Consider the following 12,414-nt stretch of genomic DNA (forward strand, 5'->3'; position numbering starts at 1 on the left):
GTCGAAGCGCTCGCCGGCCTGCAGCAGGCCCAGCGCGGCTTCTGCCGAACTGACCGCGGCGACCTCGCAGGCCTGGCTTTCCAGCGCCATGCGGCTCAGCTCGCGGGTTTCTTCGGTGTCTTCGATCAACAGCACGCGCGGTGCGACGTGGCGCTTGGACAACAGCATGACGCGATGTTCCCTGTGGATGGGCGAAATATGGCGCGAAAGTATGGACGGGGGGAGAGTGAGGAGGCCGTGCAGGGCATGCGAACGTGGGATGTCAGCGGGCGGGATGCAGGGTGGCGGAGTCGCTGACCTGCATGACGTTCCAGGCCGGTTTAACGACCATTGCTGGTGGCCTTTCCCTGGCGCGCAGTGTCCGGGCGATGGCGGTCGGCATCGGGCATGGGTCGGGAAGGCATTGGTCATGCCACGTTGCATCCCGCTCAGGCGCCGCAGGGTAGAGTCGGGGTTTGGACCATGGAGCCACGACGATGCAATGCCCCGTATGCAAGACCCAGGCGCTGGTGATGTCCGAGCGCCAGGGCATCGAGATCGATTACTGCCCCCAGTGCCGTGGGGTGTGGTTGGACCGTGGCGAGCTGGACAAGATCATCGAGCGTTCCACCGATGCGGCCGCGCCCGTGCGTGCCGCCGTTGCGCCGCCGCAGGCACCTTCGCCGGCGGTACAGCATCGCGATACCCGCCACCTGGGCCAGCAGCCGTACGCTGACCAGCAGGGCTACCGCAAGAAGAAGAAAGAAAGCTTCCTGTCGGATCTGTTCGACTTCTGAGCGTGCGCGCCGGCCCTGTCGATCAGGGCCGGCGCAGGATGAACTCCAGGTCGCGGCTGTCGCCGACCACGAAGTCGTACGTGCCGACCTGCACACAGCCATAGCGCGCGTAGAAACGCTGCGCCCCGAAATTCTCCGACCACACGCCCACCCACAGGGTGCGACGCAGCGGGTGATCGAGCCACTGCAGGAACGCCTCCATCAGCCGCGCACCGTGGCCGCCACCCTGATGGCTGGCCAGCACGTACAGGCGCTTGAGCTCGACGTCATCGGCGCCGGCATCGGCATGCGGCAGGGTGTTGGCACCGGCCGCCAGATAGCCCACTGCCTGGCCGGCGTCTTCCAGCAACCACACCGCGCTGCGCGGATCCTCCAGCTCCCGCCGCTGCGGGCCCGGGCTGTAGTGGTCGTGCAGGAACGCCTGCAGATCCTGCGGCGGATACGAATCGCCGAAGGTCTCGGTATAGGTGGCGACGGCGATCGCCGAGACGGCGTCGGCATCGGCGGGGGTGGCGCGGCGGATCTGCAGGGACATGGGCGCAGGCGCAGTGGATGGCCGGGCAGCGTACGCCATCGCGGCCAAATGGATCGAAAACCACGGGCGGGATGGCGGAACCTGCTTCCGCGCGCATCACATCATTACCCGGGACAGCCAACGAGCACGGCGCCCGGGTGTCGGACAGGTGAGGACCGCGCCGCGCGCGGCAGCCTGTGACGCCCCGGATGGGCCCGTCGGATCCGGCATGTACGACCCCTGTTATCCCGGGCGCCCGCCGCGCCCGGGATCTTTTTCGGCCTAGAACCAGACACGCACGCCGGCCACCCAGCGGGTGTCGCGGGCACGCTCGCCGGCCGCTTGGTGGTAATCGGCGGTATCGCCGAACAGGCGTTCGTGGCTGATGCCGATGTACGGGGCGAAGCGCCGGTTGAACTCGTAGCGCAGGCGCAGCCCGGCCTCAACCTTGTTCAAGCCGTTGCCGTTGCCGTAACGCGGCTCGTCCCTGGCGGTGAACGTGGCCTCCACCAGCGGCTGCAGGATCAGCCGGTTGGTCAGCAGCAGCTCGTACTCCACTTCCACGGTGGCGGCGAACTGGCCGCCCTGGCCGACATAGGCCGTGGCCGAGGTCTCGAACTTGTACGGCGCCAGCCCCTGGATGCCGAGCGCGGCCCAGGTGCGCGAATCGCCACGACCGAGTTCCTGCCGGGCACCGACCAGCACGTCCCACCATGGCGACACGCTGCGGCCATACAGCACTTCCAGGTTGGCCGAGTCGGTGCGTCCACCGCTGCGCTCGCCTTCGCTGCGCAGCCACACCCGGTGGATGTTGCCACCGACCCAGCCGCTCGCTTCCCAGGCCTGGCCGTTGCCGTGCTGGCCATCCCAGTGCTCCAGCCGGTTGACCAGCAGCATGCTGTGGATCTCTTGCGGGTGTTCCATCGCGCCGTGTTCGATCGGGGGGAAGGCGGCGATGCGGTCGGCATCGGTCACCGTCGGGATGGGCTCCAGGGGGTGCTCGGGGGCCGGTGCGTTCGCCGGGCCGTGGCCCATCGCGGCGTGGTCCATCGTCGAATGATCGGCGTCACCGTGGCTCGTTGCGGGAGGATCCATCCGGCCGTGGTCCATGGCGCCGTGATCCATTTTCGAATGATCCATCTGGCCGTGGCCCATGGCGGCGTGGTCCAACGTGTCTTCCTCGACCGTCGGCGCATCGGCGCTCGGCGGCGGGGTCATCGCATGGCCTGCGTGCGACTGCGCCCACGCCGGGGCGGAGAGCGCCAGCAGCAGCGCGCTGGTCAGGATCGATGTGGCGAACATCGGAGAGCGGCTCATTCTTCGATCCTCACTTCGCGCATCATGCCCGCTTCCATGTGGTACAGCAGGTGGCAGTGGTAGGCCCAGCGGCCCAGCGCATCGGCGCGCACGCGATAGGTGCGGCGGGTGCCGGGCGGCATGTCGATGGTGTGCTTGCGCAGCTGGAACGCGCCGTCGGCGTTTTCCAGGTCGCTCCATACCCCGTGCAGGTGGATCGGGTGCTGCATCATGGTGTCGTTGACCAGCACGATGCGCATGCGCTCGCCGTAGTTCAGGCGCAGCGGTTCGGCGCTGGCGAACGGGATGCCGTCGAAGGACCAGCTGAACTTTTCCATGTGGCCGGTGAGATGCAGTTCGACGTCGCGGCCGGGCTCGCGGCCGTCGGGATCGGCGAACAGGCTGTGCATCGCGCCGTAGGTGAGCACGGTGCGGCCGTTGTCGCGCAGGCCGATGCCGGGGTCGTCCAGCTTGGGCGCGGTGGCCATGCTCTGCATGTCGACCAGCGGGTTGCCCTTCTCGCTGGGCGGGTGCCGGGGCGCCTTGTCGGTGCCGCCGTGCGCGGCGTGGCCCATGTTGGCGCCGCAGCCGCCTTCCATGCCCTTCATGTCGTGGCCGGACATGCCGTTCGAGGCATGGCCCATGTCGTGGCCCATGTCGCTCATCGTCAGCAGCGGGCGCGGATCGCGCGCCGGGATCGGCCCCTGCAGGCCGTGGCGGACGGCCAGCGTGCCGGCCGCATAGCCGGTGCGGCCCATGTCCTGGCAGAAAATCGTGAACGCGTCCTGGCCGCTGGGTTCGACGATCACGTCGAAGGTCTCGGCCGGTGCGATGCGGAACTCATCGATGCTGACCGGATGGATGTACTGGCCGTCGGCGGCGACCACGGTCATCTTCAGCCCCGGGATGCGTACATCGAAGTAGGTCATCGAGCCACCGTTGATGAAGCGCAGCAGCACCTTCTCGCCGCTGCGGAACAGGCCGGTCCAGTTGCCGGCCGGGGCAGTGCCGTTGAGCAGGTAGGTGTAGGTGTGCGCGTTTATGTCGGAGATGTCGGTGGGGGTCATCCGCATCCGCCCCCACATGCCGCGATCGGCGGTGGCCGCCGCCCAGCCGTCCTTGCGCACATCGCGCAGGAAGTCGGGCAGGGTGCGCTTGTAGTAGTTGTCGAACTCGGCCAGCTTCTTCATGCGCCGGAACAACGCGCCGGGATCCATGTCGGTCCAGTCCGACAGCAGCACCACGTGCTCGCGGTCGAAGTGGTACGGCGCCGGTTGCAGCGGGTCGATGATCAGCGCGCCGTAAAGGCCGGCCTGTTCCTGGAACATCGAGTGGCTGTGGTACCAGTAGGTGCCCGACTGCTTGAGCGTGAAGCGGTACTGGTAGGTCTCGCCGGGGGCGATGCCGTTGAAGCTGAGCCCGGGCACGCCGTCCATGTTGGCCGGCAGCAGGATGCCGTGCCAGTGGATCGAGGTGGGGTGGCCCTGCAGGGCGTTGGCCACGCGCACGCTGACGGTATCGCCTTCGCGCCAGCGCAGGATGGGCGCGGGCAGGCTGCCGTTGACGGTGATCGCCGGGCGGGTGCGGCCGGTGAAGTTGGCCAGCGATTCACCGATGCGCAACTGCACATCGGCGCCGCCGAGTACTTGCGGGGCACCGGCCACGGCGGGGCCGGCGGCAGCGAAGGCGCGCGCGGGCAGGCCGCTGGCGACCAGGCCGGCGACCACGCCGCCGGCAGCGGCGCCCTGCACGAACAGGCGGCGCGACGGCATGGGCAGGCTGCCCGGGCCGGGTGTGTTGGGGAAGGACATTGCAACTCCGAATCGGATTCGAATGGCACACGGGTGCCGTCACACCGCGCACGCAACGGCGCGCACGGTATCGCATCGCACAGGCGCTCGCGATGAGCGCCGGTTCAGCCGATCGGAGGGCGGGTGATGCGGTCCAGCGGCGGCGTCGGCAGCGACGGGCGCGTGGGGCTGGTCGGTGCCAGCGACAACGGCGGCGGGCTGGGAATCCAGCTGATCGCCGCAGTCAGGCCGGGCTGCTGCGCGCAGTTGCGCAGGCAGTCCTTGATCCTGCAATGGTCGCCGTCGTGCGGCGCCTGCGTGGCCGCGCCATCGGCGACGTGGGCGGCGTGATCGTGGTGCCGCGCCGGGGCCGGGGCGTCGCCGTGGCAGGGCGGGGCGGGCGCGGCGGCAACCGGGGTCGCCATCGCCAACGCCATCGGTCCGGCCATGGCCACGTTCAGCCCGTTGAGCAACAGGCTGAGCATCAGGACCACGCGCAGGAGGAGGGAGCCGGCGGACATGCGGCTTACCCTAGCGCCAAACCGACGCGCCTGCACCTGCGGCTGAACGCGATGTTCAACTCTGGAGACGGCTCCGTCGGGACGCGTGCGTGCATCAGCCTTCCTCGCGGACGATATCCACCAGCCGCTCGCCGTAGCGGGCCAGCTTGGTGCCGCCAATGCCACCGACCCGACCCAGGGCGTCGATGCTGGTCGGGCGTTGTTCGGCGATGTTGCGCAGGGTGCTGTCGTGGAAGATGACGAAGGCCGGGACGTTCTGTTCCTTGGCCAGTTCGGCGCGCAGGCTGCGCAGCGCATTGAACAGGGCCAGATCCTCGGGCAACACGGACAGGCCGGTGCGCTGGCCGCTGCGGTCGCGCTCGCGGGCCTTGGGGCTTTCCCGGCGCATCATCACCTTGCGCTGGCCCTTGAGCACCTCGCGGCTACCATCGGTCAGGCGCAGGCCGCCGTAGGCTTCGCTGTCCACTTCGAGCAGGCTGGCCGCCACCAGCTGGCGGAACACGCTGCGCCAGGTGCGCGCGTCAAGGTCCTTGCCGATGCCGTAGGTGCTCAGTTCGGTATGCCGGAACTGGCGGATCTTGTCGTTCTCGCCGCCACGCAGGATGTCGATCAGGTGGCCGACGCCGAAGCGCTGGCCGCTGCGGTAGACGCAGCTGAGCGCCTTCTGCGCGGCAACGCTGGCATCCCAGGCATCGGGCGGGACCAGGCAGTTGTCGCAGTTGCCGCAGGGCTGCGGGTAGGTTTCGCCGAAGCCGGCGAGCAGCACCTGGCGGCGGCACTGCATGGATTCGCAGTAGCCGAGCAGATGGTCGAGCTTGGAGCGTTCCAGGCTTTTACGTTCTTCGCCGGCCTCGGACTGCTCGATCATCTGCTTGAGCAGCACGACGTCGCCCAGGCCATAACAGAGCCAGGCTTCGGCAGGCTCGCCGTCGCGGCCGGCACGGCCGGTTTCCTGGTAATACCCTTCCATGGACTTGGGCAGGTCGGTGTGGGCGACAAAGCGCACATCGGGTTTGTCGATGCCCATGCCGAAGGCGATGGTGGCGCACATGACGATGCCGTCCTCGCGCAGGAAGCGGCGCTGGTTGGCGGCGCGCACTTCGGCGGGCAGGCCGGCATGGTAGGGCAGGGCGTTGAGGCCTTCCTTGCACAGGAATTCGGCGGTTTCCTCGACCTTGCGCCGCGACATGCAGTAGACGATGCCGGCTTCCTGGCGATGGACCTTGAGGAAGTCGAGCAGCTGGCGCTTGGCGTTGTCCTTCTGGACGACGGTGTAGCGGATGTTGGGGCGGTCGAAGGAGCTGACGAAGTGCTGGGCGCCGGTGAGGTCGAGCCGTTCGGCGATTTCGCGCTGGGTGGGCGGGTCGGCGGTGGCGGTGAGGGCGATGCGCGGGACGTCGGGCCAGCGTTCGTGCAGGACGGTGAGCTGGCGGTACTCGGGGCGGAAGTCGTGGCCCCACTGGGAGACGCAATGGGCTTCGTCGATGGCGAACAGGGCGATGGTGCTGCGCGAGAGCAGCGACAGGAAGCGTCCGGTGAGCAGGCGTTCGGGGGCGACATAGAGCATGTCCAGTTCGCCGGCGAGCAGTTCGCGTTCGACCCGGGCAGCGGTTTCGCCATCGAGGGTGGAATTGAGGTATTCGGCGCGCACGCCGAGCTGGCGCAGGGCTTCGACCTGGTCCTGCATGAGCGCGATCAGCGGCGAGATGACGATGCCGGTGCCGTCGCGGAGCAGGGAGGGCACCTGGTAGCACAGCGACTTGCCGCCGCCGGTGGGCATCAATACGAGCGCGTCATTGCCGGCAGCGACGTGTTCGACGATCGCCTGCTGCGGACCGCGGAATTCGTCGTAACCAAAGATGCGGCTGAGCAGGTCGTGCGCGGGGCGGGAAGACATCGCACTAGTTTACCCCGCCGGGCGCTCTGGCCGGGTCCTCCGACAGCGGAGCGGTGGGTAGGGCTTTGCCCATAGGCTTTCCAAGCCGAAGCCGAAGCCGAAGCCGAAGCCGAAGCCGAAGCGCATGGTTTCCCTGCCGATGGTTGGCGCGGGGTGGGTGGGTTGGCGGGACACGCCGTGAACCCTTCCATGGGGGCTCGGTGTTGCCATCCATGGCAACACACGGTCCCGCCAACCCACCCACCCCACGCCCCGACAGTTGGCTGGTGCGTATGGGAGGGTGGGGCAAAGGCGAATGCGGGCCGGAGTTGGTGTTGGATCCGGAGCAATGGGGCAAGAGCAAAGAGGGGGAAGGGGCCAAGAGCGAAGGGCCAAGAGCGAAGGGCCAAGGGCCAAGGGCAAAGGGCCAAGAAGCGAGAGCAAAGGGCCAAGAGGCAAGAGCAAAGGGCCAAGAGGCAAGAGCAAAGGTCAGGAGCTGGAGCCAGATCCAGGGCAAGAGCCAAGAGCCAAGAACAAAGGGCTAAAGGTTAGGGCGGAGCCACTACCGAAGCCGGGTCCACAATTTTGTCTTCAATCCAGCAAAAGCGGGCCCATAACGCAGAACAGGCGCCACCGGGCGCCTGTTCTGCATGCTTTTCTCTCTTCCCAACCGCCAGACGCACATCCATCTGGGCGAGGGTCCGACCCCCTTGCCGGGACCGTCGGGCGCCATGGATGGCGCCCGCGAGCTCCCAGGGACGGGTTTACAGCGTGTCCCGGCAAGGGGGTCGGACCCTCGCCGCGCGCAGAGAAAAAAGCGCCAACAACCCCTTACTGCAACAAAGAACGCAACATCCAAGCATACTTCTCGTGCGTCTGCAGGCGCTGGGTCATCAGATCTTCGGTCGGCGCGTCGTCAGCGTCGTCGGCCACGTCCAGCACCTTGCGGGCGGTGCGGCACACGGCCTCGTTGGCGGTGACCAACTGGCGTACCATCTCACGCCAGTCCGCACTGTCGGTCAGGCCCGGCTCCTCGGCGATCGAGGTCAGGGCCGCGAATTCGCGGTAGGAGCCCGGGGCGTTGAAGCCCAGTGCACGGATGCGTTCAGCGACGTCATCCAGGGCCGCCCACTGTTCGGTGTACTGGGTCTCGAACATGGTGTGCAACGAGTTGAACATCGACCCGGTCACGTTCCAGTGGAAGTTGTGGGTCTTCAGGTAAAGCGTGAACGCATCTGCCTGGAAGGCCGACAGTCCATCGGCGATCTTCTTGCGATCGCCCTCCTTGATCCCGATATCGATGTTCGGGGCCGACGGGGCCGCCGCGCCGAGCTGCTGCTTGGCCGTCTTGGACTTTGCCGGGGTCTTGGTCGTCTTCGCCATGGGAGAACTCCTTATGGATGGGATGAATCGGATGGCCTTCACAATAGATCAGACTACCCTTTCAGTAGTAAACAAAAGTTCTAAACGAATCGATTGATGAGCGCTATCGAAAAACCACATGCAGCACGCCTGGCCCAGCAGCAGGCCGCGATCAACGGGGCCATGAGCCGCGACCGCGGTCGTTTGCTGGGGATGCTCTCGCGTTGGCGGGCCAAGCCCGGCGATGCGGGTCTGGCGGCGGCGTTCGAGCAGGCCTTGCAGGCGTCGGTGCAGCGCCGTGAAGCGCGTGCGCGGAATCTGCCGGCCATTACTCTGGACGAGCAACTGCCGATTGCGCGTGAAGCCGAGGCGATCACCGCACTCATCCGCGCGCACCAGGTCGTGGTGATCGCCGGCGAAACCGGCTCGGGCAAAACCACCCAGCTGCCCAAGCTCTGCCTGGCCGCCGGTCGCGGCGTGGCCGGCATGATCGGCTGCACCCAGCCGCGACGGATTGCCGCACGCGCCGTTGCGACCCGTGTCGCGCAGGAGCTGAGGTCCGAGCTCGGCACCACCGTGGGCTATCAGGTGCGCTTTACCGACCGCGTCGGCGATGACACCCGCATCAAGTTCATGACCGACGGCATCCTGCTGGCCGAGATCAGCAGCGACCGCTGGCTCTCGCAGTACGACACGATCATCGTCGACGAAGCGCACGAGCGCAGCCTCAACATCGACTTCCTGCTGGGCTACCTCAAGCAGCTGCTGCACAAGCGCCCGGACCTGAAGCTGATCGTCACCTCGGCGACCATCGACACCTCGCGCTTCGCGGAACACTTCAACGATGCCCCGGTGATCAGCGTCGAAGGCCGCACCTTCCCGGTGGAAGTGCGCTATCGCCCGCTGGAAGGCGAGGGCGGGGGTGACGAGGACGGCGGTCGCGATGGCGAACGCACCGTCAATGAGGCCATCGTGGCGGCGGTGGATGAAATCACCCGGATCGATCCACGTGGCGACATCCTGCTGTTCTTCCCCGGCGAGCGTGAGATCCGCGACGCGCACCAGGCGCTGGAACGGCGCAAGTACCGCGAGACCGAAGTGCTGCCGCTGTATGCGCGCCTCTCGGTCAAAGACCAGGACGAGGTGTTCAACCCCGGCGGCAAGCGCCGTATCGTGCTGGCCACGAACGTGGCAGAAACCTCGCTGACCGTGCCGCGCATCCGTTACGTGGTCGATCCCGGCCTGGCCCGGATCAAGCGCTACAGCCCGCGGCAGAAGCTGGATCGGCTGCATATCGAAGCGGTCTCCCAGGCCAGCGCCAACCAGCGCAAGGGCCGCTGCGGACGCGTCTCCGAAGGCATCTGCTACCGCCTGTATTCGGAGGCGGATTTCCAGTCGCGCGCCGAATTCACCGATCCGGAAATCCGCCGCTCCAGCCTGTCCGGGGTGATCCTGCGCATGCTGCAGCTGGGCCTGGGGCAGATCGAGGATTTCCCGTTCCTGGAAGCGCCCGACGAGCGCGCCATCGCCGATGGCTGGCAGCAGCTGGGCGAGCTGGGCGCGGTGGATGCCGCGCGCCGCCTGACCCCGGTGGGCCGCCAGATGGCGCGGCTGCCGGTGGACGTCAAACTCGCGCGCATGCTGGTGGCCGCACAGGCCCAGGGCTGCCTGCGTCCGATGCTGGTGATCGCCTCGTTCCTGGGCATCCAGGACCCGCGCGAGCGCCCGCCGGAGGCGCGGGGCGCTGCCGATACGGCGCACGCCGTGTTCGCCGACGGGCGCTCGGAGTTCGTCGGCGTGCTGCGGCTGTGGGATGGCTATCGCCAGGCCCACGAGGACCTTACCCAGTCCAAGCTGCGCGGCTGGTGCGAACGGCATTTCCTTGGCTTCCTGCGCATGCGCGAATGGCGCGAGCTGCATCGCCAGCTGCGCGTGCTGTGCGAAGAACTGGGCTGGACCGAAGAACCGGCCGCGACCGCGCTGGAACCGCTGCTGGCCGGCTCGACCGCGCCGTCCCCGGCGCGCGACGACGAGGCCAAGGTCAAGGCGACCCGCGGGCAGCAGCATCGCGCCGCGCGTCTGGCCCGCGAAGGGAAGAGCGAGCCGCAGGCCGCGCCTGCGCCCGCCACCCCGGCAGTGGCCGAAGCCCGGGAGGCGCGCGGTGGTTTAAGCGAGAAAGTGCGCGCCGCGGCCTACCAGACACTGCACCGCGCGTTGATTGCCGGCCTGCCCACGCAGATCGGCCACCGCAGCGACAAGGGCGACTTCCTCGCCCCGCGCCAGCGCCGTTTCCTGCCGTTCCCCGGTTCGGTACTGGCCAAGCGGCCGCCGCCGTGGCTGCTGACCGCCACCTTGCTGGACACCCAGAAAATCTGGGGCCTGACCAATGCCGCGATCGAGCCGGACTGGGTGATCGCCGAGTTGCCGCACCTGTTGCTGCGCAAGCATTTCGACCCGCATTGGTCGCGTGCGCAGGGGCAGGTGCTGGCCTCGGAGCAGATCAGCCTGTTCGGGCTGGTGCTGGCACCGAAGAAGCCGGTGCATTACGGCCGCATCGCACCTGGCGAAGCGCACGACATTTTCGTGCGCCAGGGCCTGGTCACCGGCGAGATCAACACCCGTGCCAGCGTCATCGCCGACAACCTCAAGGTGCTCGAACAGGCCCACGAAGAGGAAGCCAAGCTGCGCCGCGCCGGCATCGTCGCCGACGAGGGCTGGCAGGCGCGCTGGTACCTTGACCGGGTGCCGTCGGAGATCCACTCGGCCACCGCGCTGGATACCTGGTGGAAGGGCCTGGCCCCGGACAAGCGCCGCGCACTGGCGTGGTCGCTGGCCGACCTGCTGCCGGGCGAGGGCAGCGATGCCGAACGCTACCCCAAGTACCTGCCGCTGGGCGACGCACGCCTGGCGCTGCACTACCGCTTCGAGCCGGGCAGCGAGGACGATGGCGTCAGCCTGGACGTGCCGCTGCACCTGCTCAATGCGCTGGATGCGGCGCGGCTGTCGTGGCTGGCCCCCGGCTTCGTTGCCGACAAGGCCTCGGCACTGATCCGCAGCCTGCCCAAGGCGATGCGTCGCAACTACGTGCCGGCACCGGACTTCGGCCGGGCGTTTGCCGAGGCATTCCCGGACCCCAGCGCCGATGACATCCGTGGCGAGCTGGCGCGCTTCCTGTCGCGCGCCACCGGTGCACAGGTGGCGGCGACCGATTTCGATGACGCCGCGCTGGACGCGCACCTGCGCATGAACCTGCGCCTGTTCGATGCCAACGGCACGCTGCTGGCCAGTTCGCGCGACCTCGATGCGCTGCGCGCGCGGTTCGGCGGGCAGGCCGGCGAGGCCTTCGCCGCCCGTGCCGGGCGCGCGCTGGCCGTGCAAGGGCTGCGCGATTTTCCGGCCACGCCGATCCCGCTGCAGGTGCCTGGCGAAGCGGGCGTACCGGCCTATCCGGCGCTGGTGGACGAAGGCGACACCGCGGCGCTGCGGATCTTCGCCGACCCTGCCGAAGCAGCCGAACGGCACCCGCTCGGCGTTCGCCGGCTGCTCGAAATCGCCCTGGCCGACAAGGCCAAGCAGGCGCGCAAGCAGCTGCCGGTGCCGCCCAAGACGGGCCTGCTGTATGCGGCGATCGAATCGCAGGAACGCCTGCGCGGCGACCTGGTCGATGCGGCGATGAACGCGATGCTGGCCGAGGGCCTGGGCGATATCCGCGATCCGGCGACGTTCGCGCAGCGCCGCGACGTGGCCGGCAAGGGGTTGTTCGGCGAGGCCATGGCGCGGCTGAAACTGGCCGAGAACATCCTGGCCCACGTCGCCGAACTCAAGCCATTGCTGCAATCGACCCTGATGGGCTGGGCACGCGGCAACCTGGACGACCTGGAGCAACAGCTGGCGGCGCTGGTGCATCCTGGTTTTCTGCGCGATACCCCGGCCGATGCCCTGGCGCAGTACCCGCGCTACCTGCGTGCGATGATCCTGCGCAGCGAGCGTGCCAAGCGCGATCCGCCGCGCGACCAGGCGCGCATGCTGGAACTGCGGCCGTTCCTGGATGCGCTGGCCGAAGGCGAGGCACGCGGGTTGCGCCAGCGGCCGCAATGGCAGGCACTGCGCTGGGACCTGGAGGAACTGCGGGTATCGCTGTTCGCGCAGGAACTGGGCGCGAAAACCGGTGTGTCGGCCAAGAAGCTGGCCCAGCGCGTTACCGCGTTGCGCCAGGCCTGACCCGACAGCGCCCCGTCTGGTCCAGGCCCGGGGCGCGCAGTGGTCGTGCCGACTTACT

8 protein-coding genes and 1 pseudogene are annotated in these 12,414 nt (G+C 68.1%); 2 read left to right on the forward strand and 7 right to left on the reverse strand.

Annotated features, from left to right (window positions below):
- Positions 1-168 (reverse strand): annotated as a pseudogene (locus tag RTO53_RS16665) (response regulator); the annotation flags it as partial.
- Positions 169-476: 308 nt separating this feature from the next.
- On the opposite strand from RTO53_RS16665, the gene RTO53_RS16670 reads away from it, so the two are divergent.
- Positions 477-776, forward strand: coding sequence for a zf-TFIIB domain-containing protein (locus RTO53_RS16670; protein WP_312238849.1), 300 nt, complete (start codon positions 477-479; stop codon positions 774-776).
- Positions 777-798: 22 nt separating this feature from the next.
- Here the strand turns inward: RTO53_RS16670 and RTO53_RS16675 are convergent, their stop codons facing one another.
- From RTO53_RS16675 to RTO53_RS16700, 6 genes are all read right to left on the reverse strand, one after another.
- Positions 799-1,311, reverse strand: a complete 513-nt coding sequence (locus RTO53_RS16675; protein WP_312238850.1) for a GNAT family N-acetyltransferase — start codon at positions 1,309-1,311, stop codon at positions 799-801.
- Positions 1,312-1,572: 261 nt separating this feature from the next.
- Positions 1,573-2,607 carry a copper resistance protein B gene (locus tag RTO53_RS16680; RefSeq protein ID WP_312238851.1) on the reverse strand — a complete coding sequence of 345 codons (1,035 nt, stop codon included), beginning with the start codon at positions 2,605-2,607 and terminating at the stop codon, positions 1,573-1,575.
- Positions 2,604-4,397, reverse strand: coding sequence for a copper resistance system multicopper oxidase (locus tag RTO53_RS16685; RefSeq protein ID WP_312238852.1), 1,794 nt, complete (start codon positions 4,395-4,397; stop codon positions 2,604-2,606). The genes RTO53_RS16680 and RTO53_RS16685 overlap by 4 nt, the downstream gene beginning before the upstream one ends.
- A 104-nt stretch (positions 4,398-4,501) precedes the next feature.
- Complete coding sequence (locus RTO53_RS16690; protein ID WP_312238853.1) at positions 4,502-4,897, reverse strand: CopL family metal-binding regulatory protein; 396 nt, start codon at positions 4,895-4,897, stop codon at positions 4,502-4,504.
- Between the two features lie 94 nt (positions 4,898-4,991).
- A complete protein-coding gene (gene recQ, locus RTO53_RS16695; protein WP_312238854.1) occupies positions 4,992-6,794 on the reverse strand; it encodes a DNA helicase RecQ in 1,803 nt (600 codons plus the stop codon).
- A gap of 810 nt (positions 6,795-7,604) precedes the next feature.
- Positions 7,605-8,156 carry a Dps family protein gene (locus tag RTO53_RS16700; RefSeq protein ID WP_312238855.1) on the reverse strand — a complete coding sequence of 184 codons (552 nt, stop codon included), beginning with the start codon at positions 8,154-8,156 and terminating at the stop codon, positions 7,605-7,607.
- A 96-nt stretch (positions 8,157-8,252) separates the two neighbouring features.
- On the opposite strand from RTO53_RS16700, the gene hrpA reads away from it, so the two are divergent.
- Complete coding sequence (gene hrpA / locus RTO53_RS16705; protein WP_312238856.1) at positions 8,253-12,356, forward strand: ATP-dependent RNA helicase HrpA; 4,104 nt, start codon at positions 8,253-8,255, stop codon at positions 12,354-12,356.
- The last annotated feature ends 58 nt before the right edge of the window (positions 12,357-12,414 follow it).

It is taken from the genome of Stenotrophomonas sp. (assembly GCF_031995405.1).
Classification (GTDB): Bacteria; Pseudomonadota; Gammaproteobacteria; order Xanthomonadales; family Xanthomonadaceae; genus Stenotrophomonas.

Excerpts from the sequence above, each read along its gene's own strand:
- RTO53_RS16680 (WP_312238851.1), bottom strand. The coding sequence starts at position 2,607 with ATGAGCCGCTCTCCGATGTTCGCCACATCGATCCTGACCAGCGCGCTG.
- RTO53_RS16690 (WP_312238853.1), bottom strand. The coding sequence starts at position 4,897 with ATGTCCGCCGGCTCCCTCCTCCTGCGCGTGGTCCTGATGCTCAGCCTG.
- RTO53_RS16670 (WP_312238849.1), top strand. The coding sequence starts at position 477 with ATGCAATGCCCCGTATGCAAGACCCAGGCGCTGGTGATGTCCGAGCGC.
- hrpA (WP_312238856.1), top strand. The coding sequence starts at position 8,253 with ATGAGCGCTATCGAAAAACCACATGCAGCACGCCTGGCCCAGCAGCAG.
- RTO53_RS16700 (WP_312238855.1), bottom strand. The coding sequence starts at position 8,156 with ATGGCGAAGACGACCAAGACCCCGGCAAAGTCCAAGACGGCCAAGCAG.
- recQ (WP_312238854.1), bottom strand. The coding sequence starts at position 6,794 with ATGTCTTCCCGCCCCGCGCACGACCTGCTCAGCCGCATCTTTGGTTAC.
- RTO53_RS16675 (WP_312238850.1), bottom strand. The coding sequence starts at position 1,311 with ATGTCCCTGCAGATCCGCCGCGCCACCCCCGCCGATGCCGACGCCGTC.
- RTO53_RS16685 (WP_312238852.1), bottom strand. The coding sequence starts at position 4,397 with ATGTCCTTCCCCAACACACCCGGCCCGGGCAGCCTGCCCATGCCGTCG.